The sequence below is a fragment of the Aliivibrio sp. S4MY1 genome (assembly GCF_028765545.1).
GTDB lineage: Bacteria > Pseudomonadota > Gammaproteobacteria > Enterobacterales > Vibrionaceae > Aliivibrio.
Window position 1 is genome coordinate 95,324 of the sequence record NZ_JARACP010000005.1, and the last position, 19,751, is coordinate 115,074.

Below are 19,751 nucleotides of genomic sequence, written 5' to 3' on the forward strand. Positions count from 1 at the left end.
ACTATAACTAATTGATTTTACTTACCACTCTCACTCTGCACTTGTTTGTTCCACAATAAAACAAATAGCATCGTCATCGTAATCACTAAATAAAAGAAACCTAAACTATTTTGATCTACTACCCAATATTTGACCAAATAACCTCCAAGTAATCCTGCTAAACACATTTGAACAGAACCTGACAGTGCCGAAATCGTACCTACTTTTTTAGTATGTGGTGCTAATAATAAATTAATAGAAAGTGGGGTTGAAATCCCTTGGGCCACAGCAAGTAACGTAAAGCCAAAAACCAATGAAAATAGCGATGTTTCAAGAATAACCAAAGATAAGCCTGATATTGTCATTATCCCGAGCGCTATTCCCATCAATTGAATAACACTACAGCGTTTATTTAAACTATTGAGAATAAAGCTACCAATCATGAGCCCCGCCGATGGAATGATCATCACTTGACCATATTCGGCGGCCGTTAATCCTAGTCCATCTTGCAGTAAAAATGGCAATAAAGAGACAGAAACTAAGCTACTTAAGTAACTTACCCAGTTTAAACTCGCACTGGAGATCACCTGAGCATTACCAACAAGAGAACCGTAATCTCGTAATGTTTGTCCAAAGCTGAATTTTTGCGGTTTATATGGAAGTGTTTCAGGTAAAATAAAGTAACCAATAGCTAAGATACTCATTAAATAAATAAGCACAAAACCAAATACCCACTGCCAACTAAAGTGCCAGGCTATCCAACCGCCAATCACAGGTGAAAGAATCGGTAAGATAGAAGCTGTTATTGATATATAAGACATAGCCTTGGTTAAATGATATCCGCTATAACTGTCTCTTAATACACTTCTCCCAAGAACTGATGCACTACCTGCCCCAAGCCCTTGGAGTAGTCGTCCAAACACTAACACTGTAAAATTATCTGTCATTGAAAAGCATAACACGGTACCTAACAAGTAGATCCCCTGCCCTAAAATAAAGATAGGACGTCGGCCTAATGCATCAGATAAAGGGCCATAAAATAGTTGCGAACCACCAAATCCGACTAAAAACAGAGTAACTAAAAGCTGAACATCCGAAGATGAAACCCCAAGATCTTGACTAATTAATGGTAGAGATGGCAGATAAATACTCACACCAACTTGCCCCGTTGCAATGATCATCATTGCAAGAAGTAATGGCGTTTTATTTAAGCGGCCTGATGGCAGCGTTTGCGTCTTATTTTTATTCATATAGCTAGTTTACATTCAATCGATATTATTGATAATAGCAACTAGAGGAATCACATTGCGTCCCATTAGGAATTAATCATGGATTGGATTGAATGCGTCAGAAGTTATATTAAAGTCGTAGAAGAAGGTAGTTTTAATGCTGCCGCTTTTCAAATGAACACGTCAGGTTCCGCTATTAGTAAGCGTATCAACTGGCTTGAGGATCGCGTTGGCGTACAATTATTAACTCGAACAACGCGGTCTGTTCATCAAACTGAAGCAGGGGTCCTCTTTTATCAACGGGCCCGTTTACAGCTTGACCAATGGCAATATTTGGTTGATGAAACACGAGCAATAAATCAGACTCCAACTGGCTTATTAAGGATCGGTGCTACTCTAGCTGTTGGGTCTAAATTTATCATTAAGTATTTGGATGAATTTTTAGCTACCTATCCAAAGATAAAAGTGCAGCTAATTACTACTCTTCCTGGGCAAGTCCCAGAAAGTAATATTGATGTTTTCATCAGCCGTGAATTAGAACAGCTGAATACTTTTAGTTATAAATCGACACCACTTTTTGAGCATCACTCTGGTTTTTTTGCATCTAAAACCTATATTGAAACGCATGGAATGCCTAAAGATCTCGAAGACTTAAAGCGCCATAATATGCTTATCTGGGGTGAGCGTCCTGTCAGAGAAGTCAAATTAGCTAATGGTAAGCGAGTCACTCTACGAGGTAATTTTTCCACCACTAATCCTGAAGCACTATTTCATGCAGCTAAACGTGGGATGGGCGTATTACTAGCCAATAAGCAAATGATCATTGATGATATTGATTCTGGCAATTTAATTACGGTATTACCTGAAATGAGTACTGATCCTGTCTCTGTCAATGCTTACTATCCAACATTGGATTATGAGCACACTCGAACGCAACTCTTTATTCGCTATTTAAAAAGTAAGCTAAGTTGATTTATGTAACACTATTATTATAATTATAGTGTAAACATTTACATTGCATTTCTCTTTAATTTCCGTACTCTGTTTTTCTGTACTTTTTTATCTACTAATCAGAATGAATACGACTATTTTATGGGCTTTTGTTCCTACCTTTTTTTTCGTCTCTGTTACTCCAGGTATGTGCATGACATTAGCACTCAGCCTAGGAATGAGTATCGGTTATAAACGCACACTTTGGATGATGATGGGAGAACTCGTTGGCGTAGCTATTGTTGCTGTTTCAGCAGTATTAGGTGTGGCAGCAGTAATGCTTAATTATCCATGGTTGTTTACTGCGTTTAAAGCGGTAGGTGCCAGTTACCTTGCTTATATTGGTATTCAAATGTGGCGTTCAAAAGGCAAGCTTGCCATGACAGGAGAGGCTACGGAAGCGCCAAAAGGAAAAGATTGGGATTTAGTGGTTCAAGGTTTTGTTACGGCAATTGCTAACCCAAAAGGCTGGGCATTTATGGTTTCTCTGCTGCCGCCCTTTATTGATGGAAGTAATACCATTGCACCGCAATTAATTGCGCTTGTATCTATTATTTTAATCTGTGAGTTCTTATGTATGACACTTTATGCTGTGGGTGGCAAAGGTCTTAAACGCGTGCTTGGTCATTCTAATAACGTGAAAATAATGAACCGAATTTCAGGAAGTTTGATGATCGGTGTCGCTGTTTGGTTATTTGTGGGTTAATTTTTCATAACTTCAGCTAACATATCTAGTTCTTCATCAGTTAATAGTTCATCACTTGACTCAATTTTTACTGATGTTTTTTCCTTCAGCTTTTTATTTACTGCATGCTGAAGGTTTCGTAATTGATAGACTGTTAGCTGATTTAATTCAACTTTTAAAGTTTCTGCATTCATCATTACAAACCTCATTCTTTTTAACATTTTCATCAACACCATGAATGTTACTTCTCTTTTTCCTACACTTTGTCAGACAAATGTCAAAGCTAAAAGTTGCAAAAATTAGTATACTGATCGCATTCTAGTTTAAAGGAGAAAACTAATGCGCATTCAAGTAGATACTCATACCCATACCTATGCTAGCGGTCATGCATATAGCACCATCAATGAAAATGCTTTTTCTGCCTCTCAGCTTGGTTTACCGATGTTTTGCACTACTGATCACGCCTCCTCTATGCCAGGAGCTCCTCATTACTGGTTTTTTAGCAATCAAAGAGTCTTACCTCGTTTTATCCATGGTGTTGCCATTATAAGAGGTTGTGAAGTTAACATTTGCAATATTGAAGGCAATATCGACATTCCTCCTTCTGTAGATCAAAACCTTGATTGGGTAATTGCTAGCTTTCATGAGCCGGTTTTCCCTCCTCAAAATAAAGGAATTCATACTCAAGCTTTACTTAATATTATTCAATCAGGTCGAGTTGATGCTCTTGGGCATTTGGGAAACCCTAACTTTGATTTTAATTTTGAAGAAGTGATTCAATGTGCAGTGGATAACAACGTCGTAATAGAATTCAACAATACCTCTCTAAAAGGCGGCAGTCGTATTGGCAGTATTGATCGATGTTATGAGATAGCTAAGGTGGCAAAAAAACTAGGCGCATACATTACAACAGGCAGTGATGCACATTTTTGTGCAGATATTGGTAAGTTTGAAAAGGTAGAATTACTTATTGAGACTGTAGACTTTCCCGCTGAGAAAATAATTACGCATACACCTAAACAGTTTCTTCAGTTCTTAGCACTACGTGGACGTAAAACTATTCCAGAGTTTAACGTATTTACTAAATAATCTTACGTTGAAGTAACTGAAATTCACTTACGACAGATAATAAAAAATGGAAGGCTATCTCTAGTCTTCCATTTTATTTGTTATCCAGAATATTAGGTTTCTGAATTAGCCTTTTAGGCCTTGTTTTGCTAAGTACTCTTCGTAAGTACCGTGGAAATCATTCACACCATCTTTTGTGATTTCAATGATACGAGTTGCAATTGACGATACGAACTGACGGTCATGAGATACAAACATTAATGTACCTTTGTAGTTCTCTAGCGCCAAGTTCAATGCTTCGATTGATTCCATGTCCATGTGGTTTGTTGGTTCATCCATTAATAGGATGTTTGGCTTTTGCATGATTAGCTTGCCAAATAACATACGACCTTGCTCACCACCAGAAATCACTTTTACTGATTTCTTAATATCACTTTGAGAGAAAAGCATACGACCAAGAATACCGCGAACCACTTGCTCGTCATCGCCTTCTTGTTTCCACTGCCCCATCCAATCTAATAGATTTAGATCTTCAGCGAAATCATGGCCATGGTCTTGTGCGTAAAAACCAATGTTGTTATTTTCAGACCACTTCACCATGCCTGACATTGGTTCCATCTCGCCCGCTAATGTATTTAGGAACGTGGATTTACCGATACCATTTTCACCGATGATTGCAATACGCTCACCTACTTCAACCATTAGGTTTACACCATTGATTAAAATGTTTTCACCGTAACCTTGTTTTAGACCTTCAACTTCTAATGCGTTACGGAAAAGTGGTTTTTCTTGGTCAAAACGAATGAACGGAGATTGACGGCTTGATGCTTTAATCTCTGTTAGTTCAATTTTATCCAAACGTTTCTGACGAGACGTTGCTTGTTTTGCTTTTGATGCGTTTGCAGAGAAGCGGCTTACGAACGTTTGTAAGTCAGCAATTTGCGCTTTCTTCTTAGCGTTATCTGCTTGAAGTTGTTCACGAGCTTGCGTTGCTGCAGTCATGTATTCGTCGTAGTTACCAGGGAACAGACAAATGTCACCGTAATCTACATCAGCCATGTGTGTACATACTGCATTTAAGAAATGACGGTCATGCGAGATGATGATCATTGTGCAGTTACGAGCCAGAAGAACGTCTTCTAACCACGCAATAGTGTGCATGTCCAAGTTGTTCGTTGGTTCATCAAGAAGCATGATATCTGGTTCTGCGAACAAAACTTGTGCTAAAAGAACACGAACTTTAAGACCTGGAGCAACTTCGCTCATTAGGCCAAAGTGTTGTGATTCAGGAAGACCTAGACCTAATAGAAGTTCACCCGCACGAGCTTCAGCTGAGTAGCCGTCCATCTCTGCGAATTCAGTTTCTAAATCGCCAACGCGCATGCCATCTTCATCAGACATTTCTGGTAAAGAATAAATACGGTCACGCTCTTCTTTGATTTTCCACAGTTCTTTATGACCCATGATAACAGTGTCAATTACTGTGAATTCTTCAAATGCGAACTGATCTTGGCCTAATTTAGCCATACGCTCATTAGGATCAGTTGAAACTGTACCGGCAGACTGCTCTAATTCCCCACCTAAAATCTTCATAAAGGTAGATTTACCACAGCCATTCGCGCCGATTAAACCGTAACGGTTACCGTTACCAAACTTAACAGAAATATTTTCAAATAGTGGCTTATCGCCAAATTGCATTGTGATGTTAGCAGTTGATAGCACAGTACATTCCAATTAGTTATTCAAATAGACATAAAAAAACTGGCCCATATGTCCAGCTTTTCAAATTTAGGGGGAGTATAGCAGCATTTGTGATTTCCATCACTTTTTATTCTGTTTCATTACTTATCAACGACTCACAGGATAACTAATTAACGAAAGAATTGCGCAATCCATGGTTTCTATGTAGATATTTCGCTCTCTCTACATCACTTCCAATAAAAACACTGCACATAAAAAAGACCTAAACCGAAGTTTAAGCCTTAATCATCTTAGTTTTACTCATACTCAGCAGAGTACGTTTCTTTATATGTATGAGAATAAAGCTCAAATAAGTTGCCAAATGGGTCTTCTAAATACACCATTTGTGATGTGTTGTTATCATCTTCTGGGTGGTAGCGCATAATATCCATTCGTACTTTACCGCCAAACTCTTCAGTACGAGCGATTACACCGTGGAAATCATCTGTTTGAAGGCAGAAATGGAAGATACCGATTCGAGAGAAATTAACGTCGTGACGTTCTTGACGCTCTTTCATTTCAAATAACTCAAAACCAATGCCGTCTTTCGTTAATAAGTGCGAAATATTGAAGCCTTTAAAGCCTTCACCAAATACAGCAATACACATTCTGCCAATGGCAGTTTCACGCTCTTCCTCAACTTTTGTATTACCCATGACTACTTCAAGGCCAAGCGCTTTAGTATAAAACTCAACCGCTTTGTCCATATCGCCAACCATGATGCCTACGTGATTCATTTTCATAATTTACCTCAAATTCAGTTTTATAATTCATTGTTCGTTTCGATGAGGTAATAATAGTAAAAGCATTGGATAACATAAAATTATTAATAATTATTATTTTGATAATTTTATATTATTAATGATTTAATATTGCGATTACATAACTTTATCTGCGTAGCGCTGATTAGTTCTGAGTCTCTTCAGTAAGCTTTTGTGCTGCTTTTTATTTTTGCATATTCCTTTATTCATTAATGCCGTCTCTTTACTGTTTGTAGGGATTATGTAGCTAAATCCTACCTTTTTTGTATAAACCACATTTTGATTGAACTTCTTCTTGTCCTCTAATGAATCAAAGCAGAAACAACAAGACATCAAGCAATATACGCAATCATCCGAAGCGCAGCCTCATTCAAAATAAAAACCTGTAGACAGCTCATAAAAACACCCAATACAGTTAAAACCATACATATTATATGGTTCTATATCCCAACATGTAACATCACTATTAAGTATTGCAATGACTTCTTTTTCAGTATAAGGACCTGTATCATTTTGCTTAGTCTGATCTTCTATCATCTTTGATTCTCATTAATTAATGCATAGCGTTATTTTAATCTTTTATGCGACATATACTGACGCACAATCAATTTTCATGAGATAATACATCTAAATAAATCAAACAAAAAAACTATGGATAGCGGATTAAGAAAATTAACAATACTCGCTAAATTATCTCGATACAGAAAAATCTCTGCTTCTGAAATTCAAAAGCAATTAGCGGATGAAGGGGAAGTTATTTCATTAAGAACCGTTCAAAGAGATCTTATCGAGCTGGCTAGTAAATTTCCTGTATGTGGTGATGAAAGCAAACCTATCGGATGGTATATAGATAAGCATGCAGAACTAACCTTACCTGATTTTGATCTGACGACATCTATCACTTTCGCAATGGCTGATAAGCATTTAACTCACTTACTTCCTCCAGCCATGCGTAATCGATTAGAACCTTACTTTAGAACAGCAAAGCAATTTTTACGCTCTGAAAGTATAAATAAGAACAGTCATTGGCCTGATAAAATAGCTATTCATAGCAAAGGTCTACCATTACATCCTACTGATATATCCGAATCCATTATTGAATCTATTTTTAGTGCGGTGCTTTCTGAACAGTGCTTAACACTCACTTATCATTCATTAAGCACTAATGATAAGCATTGTTTTACTTTTCATCCTCATGGCATTGTCGTTCGCGGAGAACGTTCGTATCTAATCGGTACATACGATGGTTATTCAGACATAAGACAACTGGCGTTTAATCGAATTACCCATGCAGAAAAGCTGAAACAACAAGCACAGATCGCATCTGAGTTTTCTTTAAAGACCTTTCTTAATACAGGCAGAATGGGGGTTATTCGTGATGATAAAAAACTAGATATAAAACTCTGGATTACCCCTGTTTTAGAAAGAATATTAACAGAAACCCCTTTATCTGAAGATCAATATATAGAGGCAAAAGAAGACGATTATCTTGTTACCGCATCTGTTGATGATACAGAAGAGCTAAGACATTGGGTCTTATCCATGTGTAACCACATTACCGTTTTATCTCCTGTGTCATTACGCGAAGAAATTAAAAATACATTACGCCAATCACTTGAATATTATTAGGTATATAAATGCAAAATAAACACCGAATCGAAGAAGAATTAAAAGTGTTCCTTGAAGCAAAAAATGAACAATCTCGACTAATAAGTGTTATTAATACCATTGAAAAATGTAAGATCACAGGTTGGGAAAAATGGCTACAAATCGAACTTGCCCACTTTCTAAATAACTCATTTATCAATGAAAATGGATATAATTGGTCCAGAGAATATGGGTATACCCCAACAGGAGAAGAAGCTGAAAAAAACCTGATTTTTCCTGATTTTGCCATTTCATTTGATAATGAAAAAACACTATATCTCATTGAGATAAAAGTTAACCACGATAAATCAGCTCTAGAAAAAGGGATGACTGAAGATCTTAAAAAATATGAAAACACAAAAAAACTTGATTGGTACAATCAATCATTCCCTATTAAAGGTGTTTTCTTTCTTGGTATTTTAACAAATTCAAATAAAGACAGTATCAAGTTAATTGATTACCATATAAAAGGAAAAATACCTGAAACAAATTCATCTTATTTTTTGTGTTACAAGGCTTCATGATCGACAAGACTCTCTTTAGGCAACCCCAAAAGAGTCTGCGAGCGTAAGCATTACAAAAGTTGTCGTTTCTTGTGGTTATCCTGAATTATTTGACTTTAAGAAAATCAATACGGTGATAGAATGGATCTTGAATTACCTCTGATTCAAGTCCATCAAAGGCATCCAGATTATCTAATGAAATTTGACCATTAGTATCAATGCCAACAAAGAAAACACCACAATTAAAATAAACATCATACGTTTTATTTCTACAGACTAAATTACGCTTATTTTTAGCCAAATCGATGAATGATCTCCACTTTCTGATATCTTCTTTCATTAGTTTATGGATATCCCCTTTATTGCTTCGCTTAAATTCAATTAGGTAAAAATATTTTTCTATTTTTTCTAGTTTGTTTTTATCAGAAGAAATCCAGAAGTCAGGAATAATATACTTATTATTTTTATCACTCTCATCATAATGGTCTGATTTAGTTATTACTTTATATTCACGATACCAAGAAAATTGAAATTTTTTCTTGTTGTAAACTTCATTCTGTACATAGTGAGCAAACTCAACCTGAAGCCATCCTTCCCACCCTGAGATATCACACTCCTTGATCGTTGAAAGAGTGCTTTGAATACGGGGTTGTTGAATAAACTCATGCAATAACTTGAAAAGTTGTTCTTTATTCATTTTTAGTCCTCATTCCACAAATACTATTTTTAAGCGATTACTTAATTTTTTAGTTCATTATGATGCAAGGTATCTTATAAAAGTAAGCGACAGAATCTGTCGCATACAACCATATACTCTCTCCAAACCAAAGGAGGGAATTTTTATGCCAACTTACACCTTTCACTTAGCTGAGCACTATATTGCAATTCAACACCAGATATCCCACAACGGTGAAGATATTTACAAACTATATGAGAAGTATGGAGAGTCCGTAACTGAATGTTTATTTTTATCTCATTTAATTGAAAAATTTGAATTCACTTCTTGCGGAGATAGTTTGCTTACCATTGCGAGCCAACTTATTGAGTTCGAGTTAATGCACTTTCAACCACCTGAACTTATGCCTCTCTATGACTATAATGAACAACGGTATTTTAAGGGCGAAATTGTCTATTTATCGGACAATGCATTGGTGTCAAAAATCACATCAAACCAATTTCCAACATGGGCGTTACTATTAACTGTTGTGGCAAGATCAACTTATTCAGTTTTACCTGATGTTCAATGGCAAACTCATTTTGAATTATCAACGGTAATTTTATGAAAGTTTATCTTGATGATTGCCGACCTACCCCTCCTGCTCCAACAAAAGCCAATGGGCCAAGCATAAAGGCAACGATAATACAGACCACAATACCAACCCAAGCAAAGCCTCGCGCAATTTTATAAGCCATCTCTGGGATCATGTCTTGTTCAGTGTAATGAATACCCATTGATGTTAGGTGGTAACAACGATGTTTATCTGGTGTAAAAAGATATCTTGAAATCAATACCATCATAGTCAGGAAAGTAAATATCGCCCAAAAAGAATATGAATTTAAGGTTATATCTTCAGAAACAGACCAAAGAAATAACAAGATAAGTAAACCAATAAATACCGAATACCCCCAGTTAAATAGATTATTATATTTTAATCCAGCCCCTTCATAATCCCATGCATAAATAATCTCTGCACTATACAACTCTTCTTTTAATTTAATTATTTGATCTTTAGAACTCATCATTCACCTCAACTTTAATAGTGCGGATGACGTTATCTTTCCGTGCTGGCAATATAACAAGCTCACCTTGACTACTACCTGAAGCGGTATAGCCTAACTGTTCATGCTCTGATGCTTGCCAGTTAAAAGGCAGGCTAATGAAGGCCGTAGTACTATCTTTGGTTGTACCACCTAAATCTAAACGATAGACTGGATTTCCCGTTTCACCTTTACTCCAAATGCCATTTTGTTCATTTACTATCACCGCAGGCTTTGGTGAAGAAGTAACATAGCTATACTTATTTTGCACTGGCGTGCGCGTAACTTGTAAACCAATTGACTTACCTTTTGTGTGCATGGGCAAAGATATCTCTAATTGCCATTGTTGCCCCGCAACGGAACCGTATATTGCTTTAGAAAGAGAGCTAGAAAATACGTTGTTGATCCTTACTTGAGGCTTATGAATAATCTGCTCCAATCGGGTCAACTCATCAACGACTTCCCAATCTTTTGCATCTTTCCCCCATGTGGAATGTAATAACCACTTTTCTAATTCTGTACGCTTAAAAGCATTGATAATTATAATCGAGATAAAAAAGAGAATTGAACTAACCATAAATGTGGTCAGCATCCAAGGGGCAATAATCGCACCGATACTGGTAAGTCCTACACGACTTGAGGCATTTGCAAGAAACTGCCAAAAAAACACCCCTGATTGAGCAACAGTCGATATTCCTTTCAGCCCATAGCCAAACCGTTCCATCGGTGAATGACTCGTATCTTTAAATTTATCATAGCTCTCCCACGTCTCTAATCCTGTCGCGATTAAACCAAATAAAGAACCGCAGCGGTTGTTTTGGCAAAGGTTGCTAAACTTTGTCTAAGTTCGTATGAATGAGTACTACTTCGCAATGCTATTTTCAGTGACTCTGAAAGCAAAGATTGGTTAGTCGCCATCTTATTCCAAGCGACATCTCTCCACATTGCAGTAACAGCCGATACCGCATAACTTGTCGCATAGGTTGCTTCTCTAACAGCAGGGTCGGTCCATAAATCACTCTCTGGATGTTGCGCTGCTTTATGGTGGAGATTTTTAAGTACTGCTGCCGTGTTCCAAAGGTTAAGGATGGCGACAACTCCACCCATCTTACCCATTTTATTCCACGATGCTTGAGTAATATCTTTACCTTGCTGCCAACTGTGCTCTATTGCTTCATTGAGCATTTGCTTAGCGGCATTATTGACGGCTTCATACTTGAGCATCACCATCACAGGAAGTTCACTACTCAATAACTTTTGCATTCTTTGTTGAGCGCTGCGCATGGTTTGTATTTGATGGTTTTTTGGTGTCGGTTGCCCTGATAGTGGCTGACTAATTTGACGAATGAGCATCATTTCTGCATTCATCTTTCGCTGCCACGCGGCAAAGTGTGCAGGGTAATCTGGGTTATGTATCACAACTGCCTCGGGGTTAACCAACGCTTCCAATATGACCAACCTTAAATTACTGATCATCCCCTGAGGCGTTGTTGCCGTGTTCATTTGATGTGGAAACAGTAAATTCGCTATCCCTCGCCAACTCTCTTTAGCTTGGCCTGTCACTGCATTTTGCAGAGCAATAAAACTTAACTGCACAGGCTCAGCTAATACTTTAAACCATTTATTATCTTGAATTCGAATATCCTCTGTAAAGCCTCCCCAACTCGCTATCGCTCCCGATAATGCCCCCATATCACCTGAGCTATTGGCAGACAGAAGGTGATTACTCAACTCTTCCACATGATCATTAAGTGCTTGTAAATTGTCGTTTGAAAAACCCAATGACGCTAATGCAAACAGTGTTTTTGGCGAATCGAGGGAAAGTGCGCTTTCTAGAGTGGCGTACTCCTTCTCGGTATTCACCGCTTGTTTGATTACCTGTAAATATTGGCTGATTACACTTAATAAATAAGTGAGGTGGCCTTCATCTTGATTATCAATACCAATGACTAATGGATCCGTTCCTAATTGCTCAAACGCCTCCATAAAATCTTGATAGAGCATGGCAATACGCTTATCTTGATCTTTAAGTTGGGTGTAGTGTTGAGTTAGAAATTTATCTAACTCACTCCAATTAACCTCATCACTAAAAAGAGTATTCTTTTCCCAAGCGGTTTTCTGCTCATCACTGGGCGTAAAATGGTATTTTTCTTTTAGTTCAGAGTGTTTCTCTAACGCTTCTTCTTGAAGTGGAGTAAATGGGGTATTGCCAATGCTTGGATTTGACTCGAAAGCCGCAGACTCTTTATCTGCCAGAGACTGAATGGCTAGATATTCGGTTAACTGGCGTTCAAATTCCAATACCTTCACTGGATCATAGCTAATTTGCTCAGGTAGATCCTCAGGCTTTAGCCTTACTCGACCCAGATTACGGGTAATCTCAGCCATTTGCAGTTTATGGATATTATCTTCATCTTTGTGTATTGCGCTGCGTAGTGTGATTTCTTCTGCAAGTGGTAAGAATAAATCGGATACATCCGCTAACGGATCATCTAGCGCAATAAACATCCCACAATCTTGGGCTGGTAAATCGACTCGATAATCGACATCCCAACACCCTGGCTTATCTGCTACATGTTTAAAGCTGTCAGTTTGAGCTTCAGTTGAAGTTAATGGTGTGCAAGTCGAGTTAAATATCCCTGTTGGAGCACCATTTACTCCTATATCTGCTGCATAGTGACCAAGCTTAGAAGAAAGTCCAGTGTGAGGGTGAGCCAAGGCCGAGTTAAATTGTTTTAAATTAACCTTACGCATCCATAATGAGCGATTAGATGTGTGAGAGCGCATATGCTCACACAATCGCCATGTCCAACGTTGATGGGCAAATGCCATATAGATCGTATTCTTAGCTGGGTACACTAAGCAACTCTTGGTTTCACCTTTGCTACCTCGTTCATTAGCGAGCTTATCGGCTTCATCGTTTGACCACTCAATTTTAGTAAACTCATACCCTTCAATTTGATATTCATGAAACGTTTTATCTGTTTCATCATACACATACAACCAACCATCACGGAGTTGCCTTAACGTATACTGACGCTGCTTAGGCGTAAATCGACCTTTCCATTGCGTGTCAGTGGCTGGGAATGGGTGCATCTGCAGCCCTTGCTCATTCATATCGTCCAAGGCATAACGAATGGGAATAATACCAATATCACTACGCTGAAAGGGGCACAAGCCAGCAGGACTTTTTGCATCACGGGTTGATGCACACATAGCGGCTTTGTTGGCAGTACTCATTTAATACTCTTCCTTATGTGTATTTAGCATTTACTTTGACTGGCTGATTGCTTACGAAAAACCAACAAGTAAGGTTTCTTGTAAAATCGAGATGAGAAAACTCTATATAGGTGAAAAATAAGACACAATAAAAACCCCTTTCTTAGTGCTTAAAAATTAAATCGACCCGAGAGAGTTCACACTTTGAATGAAAGAGATTGTAGGAAGATAAGTGATTTTTTATTTATAAGGTTGGGGAGAACTTATCAACAATAAAATCAATAGGATGTGAAATTTTGTATTAATTATCTGCAAGTGTTTCCTTTTGTATGTATATGCAATCACAAACCCCAGAAACAAAAAAAGCGAGCCATCACAGCTCGCTTTTTAAATCTATGTTTTTATTATAATTTATAGCAATTCAACAGACTGCTGAGCTATCACGAATTCTTCGTTGGTTGGGGTAGGTAAAGTATTGCAAATTAATTCTGAGTCTCTTTAATAAACTTTTGTGCTGCTTTTTATTTTTGCATATTCCTTTATTCATTAATGCTGTCTCTTTACGGTTTATAGGGATTAGGTAGCTAAATGCTACACCTACCAAATAAAAGCGCTGTAATTACAGTTAGTTAGCTATCTTTCTCAAAAATAAATTTAACCGTCAAGGAAATCCGATTATTTATCTGATGTTTGCGGTGCTATATGTAAATTAGTGGATCTGCGGATTGTTTGTATTATATGTTTGATGGTACATCGGTCAATGTTCAGTAAGTTTGTTTGTTCGGAACAAACGTTTCTAACTAACTTTTGCACGAAATCTTACTAGAATATGCACTCTGTTTTGTTATGTCGAATTAGATAAAGCGCAGTTAGACGTTTTATCTAATTCGGATGACGAGATAAGCATAAAAATGAGAGCCCTATATCTTAGAGCTCAACCATAACCTACAAATCAGCGTAAAAATCATCATCAAACCCACTGCTTATTCCCCAGTCTTTCACTTTTTTAAAACCAACCCCCGTTAAATTCGCTGCTTTTAATGCGGCTACCACGGTTTCATGGAAAAGAAATTGTGGATCTTCTGATAACCTAAATATTAATCGCTCTTGAAGAGGGATTTTGTCCAACAAGTTTTCATCCAATGAGAACGATTCTAATATGAAATCATCATCCACATAAGTTCCATCAATTTTAGAACGACCTTGATGCATAACTCGATAATGATTCCAGATGTGCATGAAATAATGCTCACTCCACACTTGATCACCATTAATGATATCCGCTTGATAAAAATCGACATTTTGAGGTTTAAAGGTTTCTATCACTTGCTTAAACTTTTCAGAAACTAAATCATCTCCTGTATCATGATAGTCACAAGGGCTAAAAAGAGCTTTGTCGCCTTGATTGACGCGTACTTTACCTGAACCTCTGACTAATCTCTTTATCGAACGCTGTGAAAGTAGTCTTTCTAATCCATCATCACTGCCATCAATCTGTCCAAGCATGTACTGCCCCGACGCACCTTGCTCTGTTAATACATAATATTCATCATCGTATTTCATTTTATTTTCCTAGTTCCAATTTACTATTAAATTTACCTTTACCTAACTCATGATTTCTTTCGTCTGGGCACTCTAATGCCCTGTTATTATTTTCTCGCTTAGCTTCAATACCTTCATTGCCACAACAACCCAATTTACTGCTTGGTTTATAATCACGGCTGTCCCAAGCAATTGTCCACTCAAAACTATCGATATACCCTAATATTTTTTTGCTGTGCTCTGTCATTTGCTTTTCAAATTCAGATTTCATTTTTTTAGAGTTATCGGCATATTTACATAAATTACCTTTCTCAACTGAATCTTTAACTTTCTTAATTAGTTTTGTCGCTGCTTTAGGGTAGCGAAAATCATTCCCATTATTCTTAGCAAAAAGCGTATCTTGAAATACCAGTATTTTTTCATTGTTTTTTTCTTTCTCATGTTTATTCAGTGCAGATAAAACACGCTCATCTATATTTAATGCCATTCCTTGATCATGGCTACCTTTGTGCCTCTGAACATTGAGTTCGCAAGCAAGTATGGCTTGTGCAGGTAACACTACGCTGTTGTGAGGGCCATTGATGTTATAGCTGAATTGATTGAACATCTTTCTCCATATTTTATCTTCAACCGATTCACAGGGGATGACATGGTGAACTTCCAGTGATCGATCGCCTGTATACCATATGTGAGTTTTTGGATAACCTGATACTTTTTTACGAATGCCAGCATAAAGAGCTGAGTTTTTACGGGTATTTTCTCCTTTACCTAATGTCGGTTTTGTTTTATTTTTGCAACTCACATCATTACAAATAGGGCACGTTTTCGGGAGCTTAGTTTCACTCTTTTCTTGATGCTGAACTTTATCATGTGTATTAAATTTATCTTTATTTAACTTGCCAATATCACTGATAATATTAATGGTTTCTTCCAGTAGTTTTCCTGTTTTTCTACCCGTGGTAGCCGCTACAGTAATTGCAGCCATTATTGGTGCGCCGACACCGCCTGCAAATGCCCCTGCCGCCGTGCTCCCCGTAATAACAACAGAATCAACACCAGCTTGGCTAACTTGTGAGGCTAATACTTCAGTCACTTTATCCGCAGGCATCGCTTCAAGGATTTTTTTAGGTAAACTCGCCAAAATCTGTCGAGCTTCAGGGTCTGATACAATTAATATCAACATTTCCATCGATTCTGACGCTTCACTGAGCTGCTCTTGATTACGTTGTTTCCAGTCTTTGAAACTCTTTTCTAACTCATCAACTTCCCCAAATGCGATAGCATTCACTAAACTGGTAATGTCGATATTTGCTAATGTCATTAACTCTCCGAACTCACCCAAATCAGGAACATATTCCGTTATACCAGTTTTTATACCAGAGAATGCATGTTGACTTTGTTGCCATGATTGTTCGAGAAAGCTTAAGTTATTAAAATTTTCTTTTTGTATATTGAGTTCAGCAAGGTGTTCATCAACTAGCACTTTAAATTGGGCGACAATGAGCGCTGACGCGGGTTTTTCATTCGCATTATCAAGTAATGTTACAGCTGTTTCTTTGGCAATTTTATCCAGTGCAACATCAAGCGCTTTATAGCTATCTGGCAACTTATCTTTTGCCTCTTGTGCTTTATCTTTATCACCAAATTCAATGTGCGCCGTTAATTTCGGTCCTCCCCATACTTGCGCATAGCCATTTGGATTTAATACCCCTTCAAAGACTTGCTCATTAGAAAAAATGACTTTAAACGGAATATTGGACGCTGGGGTTTTCTCCAGGTCATCATAGTTTAATTGCAAAATAAGTGGTTCAGGAGTTTCATTTAATGCGTGTACGACATGAACAAAGGCATTGGCTTCAATTGAATGCCCAACTTTATCTGTTTTAACGGCAAATACATCATCACTGTCTGTAGATATTTGATTTATTTTATCTTTCGTGTGCTTAAAACACGTGGTGATATCATCTGTCAGTGTACGCTTGAAGGTTTTTAGCTGACTTATATGTGAATTAAATATATAAACCAGAGGAGCATAACGTTTTAAGTCAGCTTGTGTTTTAAGAAACTCAATTCGGTTGATAAGCTTTGAAAGGAGTGAGTCAAGCGCTGTGGCTATTTGCTGTTTTGATGACACCCAATCAAAATTATCAATAAATGCCTTTGGATTGCCTCTGCCTAAATCACGCAATCTGGCTAACAGGTTATGGTAAGACTGCTTCTCTGGGTATTGAATAAATAACGCGATAATAGCCCCAAGTTGATACGTTGGAGGCGAGGCCGCAATTAATAAATTATCAATTACTCTTTGCTCCGAGCCTGCCTCAGGAGAAAGTGCATTAATAAATAACTGAGCCATTATCTGACTTTCTTTTGCATTGATTGCTAATTCAAAATGAGATTGAATTTCGAGTTCTAAAATTTGAATAAAATATTTATCGCTCAATAACTTAGAGCCCATAATACCCCAAATATTATTCCTAGAGGTATTTGTAGATAGTAACCAGAATGCCCTTTCATGATTAACTAATTTATCAAAGAATACGGCATCATCGAGCGCTGAATTATAACGATTGTTCTTCTTTCTGCGGTTTACAAGTGCATAATCCGCTTCACTTTCGTCAAAGTGAACATGACAATAGTCATTTGCCAATGAAGATACCGTACATTTTCCTTTTGCATCAAGTTTACCCTCATGAATAATCACACCATCGTTACTGATTAGCTTAAAAGGCGCATTAGAAAATGGTTTTCCATCACGAGGGTAAGAACAATGTATGTCTATTGTATAATCACCTTCTTCTTTTGTAGATACGTTGACAGAATCTTGATCTATTCCGCCCAGACACATTGTATTAGCTTTGTTCATTGTCATTTGGTCAGAAAGGCGACACACTCCTTTACCTTCAATTCTAACTGTCGGAGAAGAAGTAATAAATTTCGCTTCCCCTTCAATCGTACCTGATGCAATACCTTTCTTATCACCACCTGAGTCACCTGTACTCTTTGAGAATGAACAGCCTTTTATCGCAATACTGTTTCCTCCATCAGCGGTAACAGTTTTACTCCCGTTAGCCAAGTCAGCCGATTTAGCTGAGTTGCCATAAGGAATAGGAACAACAGCGTTCCCTACGGTTGTTAAACAGACATCAGGGAGTGTTGCGTTTGCTTTACCATCAGAATTTTTGTGAACAATGCTGAGTCCATTTGCACTTATCGTTACCGCCATATTGACCCTTTATAGTTTATGGTTATTGGTCAATTATATTCTAGCTTTCATTTTCAAATTATCTGAAATAATAGGTGTTTTAACTAAATGTATATGTAATTTGAGTATAAGTTGTATTTAATGGGATATATCATTAAATATGTGTTTTACAGAGATGATAATGACGAAAGTGAGTAATTCATTTAAGGGGCAGAAACGCTCTACGAAATGCCCACCTTGGTGGGCTAGGAGTCAAGAGGATTACCTCTTGCCCGCAGCTATCGTGCATCTTTTACGAAGCAAAAGTGTAACGATAGCGCAGCGGGTTACATTGTCGTCACACTTTCAGTGAACGCCTATTTCGAGTTGTCCCCAATGCCATCTATGCACTTAAGGTGATAGCTATGTCGTCTAAACGAAATAGATTTACGGCCTCTACAAACAGCTCTGGCTCCAATCGTTTACCATATCTTCCGTAGGTCATGTTTTGATGCTTATGGCCTACAATGTCAGAAACCACATGCTCTTCGAACATTCGCACGTTTTAACTCATCAATAAAGGTATGACGGAATGAATAGGCGGTTGCTCGTTGTCCTGCTTTAAATCCCACATCATTAAGAATGTTGCCGAAGGTCTTTCTATAATCCTTTGACCAATCATTATCTGCACCGCGAAGCATTACATTAAAGAGCAGCGTCTCTTTTGCTCGCTGGCGAGCTTTTACAAACCTTATCAACTGTATTCCATTATTCTAAATTGTGGTTCCGAGAAAGATAAACAAAAATATCTAGCTAGTGGCATCCTAGATGATATTGGCTGGGAGTATTATATCTCCTAGTCACATAGTTAAACAATTCCATCCATCACTTTACTAGTCCCATTCTGACTCATGTTTCCAACAGTTTGCAATAGAGTTGATAATCGAAATATAGGTGGCTTCCAAAGCAGTTAAAGAACCAAGATTTAAAGCATCGCGCTTAATGATGCTGCTTTAGTTTCATTTTTTCCTCTGCGCCTAACACCTGTCAATCGGATAACTTTTAGTAGGGTAAACTAGCATTGATAGGATATGAAGACAGTATCGTTAGTGATGGTTGAATCAACATATAATCGAGTAGGAGGAGGCCTCGCCGCCTCCCTCCTCTCACGCCACCGTACAAGCGTGGGTCGCATACGGCGGTTCCAAATACATTTTTAGTGCCTTTTACCCATCAAGCAATGAGTATAATCCCATTTCTGTCAAACCCACGTTAGTTGTTGCAATCACAAGCCCCAAAAACAAAAAGCGAGCCGTCATAGCTCGCTCTTAACCTTTGTTTTTATTATAATTTACAGTAGTTCAACGAGTTGTTGAGCATTCACAAGTTCTTAATTAATTGAGGTTGGTAAAGTATCGCAAGTTATTTATAAGCATCAGAAAATGT

The 19,751-nt window shown here is 37.6% G+C and carries 18 protein-coding genes; 6 read left to right on the forward strand and 12 right to left on the reverse strand.

Annotated features, from left to right (window positions below; translation table 11 throughout):
* Nucleotides 1–17 precede the first annotated feature (17 nt).
* Complete coding sequence (locus PVK71_RS07240) at nt 18–1,229, reverse strand: multidrug effflux MFS transporter (protein ID WP_274418687.1); 1,212 nt, start codon at nt 1,227–1,229, stop codon at nt 18–20.
* A gap of 78 nt (nt 1,230–1,307) precedes the next feature.
* On the opposite strand from PVK71_RS07240, the gene PVK71_RS07245 reads away from it, so the two are divergent.
* Nucleotides 1,308–2,180 (forward strand): LysR family transcriptional regulator, encoded by an 873-nt coding sequence (locus tag PVK71_RS07245; protein WP_274418686.1) that lies wholly within the window; start codon nt 1,308–1,310, stop codon nt 2,178–2,180.
* A 103-nt stretch (nt 2,181–2,283) separates the two neighbouring features.
* Nucleotides 2,284–2,904 (forward strand): LysE family translocator, encoded by a 621-nt coding sequence (locus tag PVK71_RS07250; protein WP_274418685.1) that lies wholly within the window; start codon nt 2,284–2,286, stop codon nt 2,902–2,904.
* On the opposite strand, the gene PVK71_RS07255 is transcribed toward PVK71_RS07250, so the two are convergent.
* A complete protein-coding gene (locus tag PVK71_RS07255) occupies nt 2,901–3,080 on the reverse strand; it encodes a hypothetical protein (RefSeq protein WP_274418684.1) in 180 nt (59 codons plus the stop codon). The two genes, PVK71_RS07250 and PVK71_RS07255, sit on opposite strands and share 4 nt — an antisense overlap.
* A 142-nt stretch (nt 3,081–3,222) precedes the next feature.
* Here PVK71_RS07255 and PVK71_RS07260 point away from each other — a divergent pair, with 142 nt between their 5' ends.
* Nucleotides 3,223–3,972, forward strand: coding sequence for a phosphatase (locus PVK71_RS07260; RefSeq protein WP_274418683.1), 750 nt, complete (start codon nt 3,223–3,225; stop codon nt 3,970–3,972).
* Between the two features lie 105 nt (nt 3,973–4,077).
* Here PVK71_RS07260 and PVK71_RS07265 read toward each other — a convergent pair whose 3' ends face one another.
* The 3 genes from PVK71_RS07265 to PVK71_RS07275 form a co-directional block, all read right to left on the reverse strand.
* Nucleotides 4,078–5,673 (reverse strand): ABC-F family ATPase, encoded by a 1,596-nt coding sequence (locus PVK71_RS07265; RefSeq protein WP_130048839.1) that lies wholly within the window; start codon nt 5,671–5,673, stop codon nt 4,078–4,080.
* 275 nt (nt 5,674–5,948) lie between these two features.
* Nucleotides 5,949–6,434 carry a VOC family protein gene (locus tag PVK71_RS07270; protein ID WP_274418682.1) on the reverse strand — a complete coding sequence of 162 codons (486 nt, stop codon included), beginning with the start codon at nt 6,432–6,434 and terminating at the stop codon, nt 5,949–5,951.
* A 384-nt stretch (nt 6,435–6,818) separates the two neighbouring features.
* Entirely contained in the window at nt 6,819–6,989 is a 171-nt protein-coding gene (locus tag PVK71_RS07275; RefSeq protein ID WP_274421788.1) for a hypothetical protein, read from the reverse strand.
* A gap of 114 nt (nt 6,990–7,103) precedes the next feature.
* Here PVK71_RS07275 and PVK71_RS07280 point away from each other — a divergent pair, with 114 nt between their 5' ends.
* Together PVK71_RS07280 and PVK71_RS07285 are read left to right on the forward strand one after the other, a co-directional pair.
* Nucleotides 7,104–8,081: a helix-turn-helix transcriptional regulator gene (locus PVK71_RS07280; RefSeq protein ID WP_274418681.1), complete on the forward strand. Its 978-nt coding sequence runs from the start codon at nt 7,104–7,106 to the stop codon at nt 8,079–8,081.
* Nucleotides 8,082–8,089: 8 nt separating this feature from the next.
* A complete protein-coding gene (locus PVK71_RS07285) occupies nt 8,090–8,623 on the forward strand; it encodes a hypothetical protein (protein WP_274418680.1) in 534 nt (177 codons plus the stop codon).
* 85 nt (nt 8,624–8,708) lie between these two features.
* Here the strand turns inward: PVK71_RS07285 and PVK71_RS07290 are convergent, their stop codons facing one another.
* Nucleotides 8,709–9,299 (reverse strand): hypothetical protein, encoded by a 591-nt coding sequence (locus PVK71_RS07290; RefSeq protein WP_274418679.1) that lies wholly within the window; start codon nt 9,297–9,299, stop codon nt 8,709–8,711.
* 145 nt (nt 9,300–9,444) lie between these two features.
* On the opposite strand from PVK71_RS07290, the gene PVK71_RS07295 reads away from it, so the two are divergent.
* On the forward strand, nt 9,445–9,885 hold the full coding sequence (locus tag PVK71_RS07295; protein ID WP_274418678.1) for a hypothetical protein: 441 nt from the start codon (nt 9,445–9,447) through the stop codon (nt 9,883–9,885).
* A gap of 4 nt (nt 9,886–9,889) precedes the next feature.
* On the opposite strand, the gene PVK71_RS07300 is transcribed toward PVK71_RS07295, so the two are convergent.
* The 6 genes from PVK71_RS07300 to PVK71_RS20490 form a co-directional block, all read right to left on the reverse strand.
* Nucleotides 9,890–10,345, reverse strand: a complete 456-nt coding sequence (locus PVK71_RS07300; RefSeq protein WP_274418677.1) for a hypothetical protein — start codon at nt 10,343–10,345, stop codon at nt 9,890–9,892.
* Nucleotides 10,332–11,084 carry a hypothetical protein gene (locus tag PVK71_RS07305; protein WP_274418676.1) on the reverse strand — a complete coding sequence of 251 codons (753 nt, stop codon included), beginning with the start codon at nt 11,082–11,084 and terminating at the stop codon, nt 10,332–10,334. The genes PVK71_RS07300 and PVK71_RS07305 overlap by 14 nt, the downstream gene beginning before the upstream one ends.
* A gap of 62 nt (nt 11,085–11,146) precedes the next feature.
* Complete coding sequence (locus PVK71_RS07310) at nt 11,147–13,600, reverse strand: T6SS effector BTH_I2691 family protein (protein ID WP_274418675.1); 2,454 nt, start codon at nt 13,598–13,600, stop codon at nt 11,147–11,149.
* Nucleotides 13,601–14,524: 924 nt separating this feature from the next.
* Nucleotides 14,525–15,142 carry an imm11 family protein gene (locus PVK71_RS07315; RefSeq protein ID WP_130049352.1) on the reverse strand — a complete coding sequence of 206 codons (618 nt, stop codon included), beginning with the start codon at nt 15,140–15,142 and terminating at the stop codon, nt 14,525–14,527.
* 1 nt (nt 15,143) lies between these two features.
* Nucleotides 15,144–18,347, reverse strand: coding sequence for a PAAR-like domain-containing protein (locus PVK71_RS07320; RefSeq protein ID WP_130049353.1), 3,204 nt, complete (start codon nt 18,345–18,347; stop codon nt 15,144–15,146).
* A gap of 488 nt (nt 18,348–18,835) precedes the next feature.
* Nucleotides 18,836–19,063 carry a hypothetical protein gene (locus PVK71_RS20490; protein WP_422836548.1) on the reverse strand — a complete coding sequence of 76 codons (228 nt, stop codon included), beginning with the start codon at nt 19,061–19,063 and terminating at the stop codon, nt 18,836–18,838.
* Between the last annotated feature and the right edge of the window lie 688 nt (nt 19,064–19,751).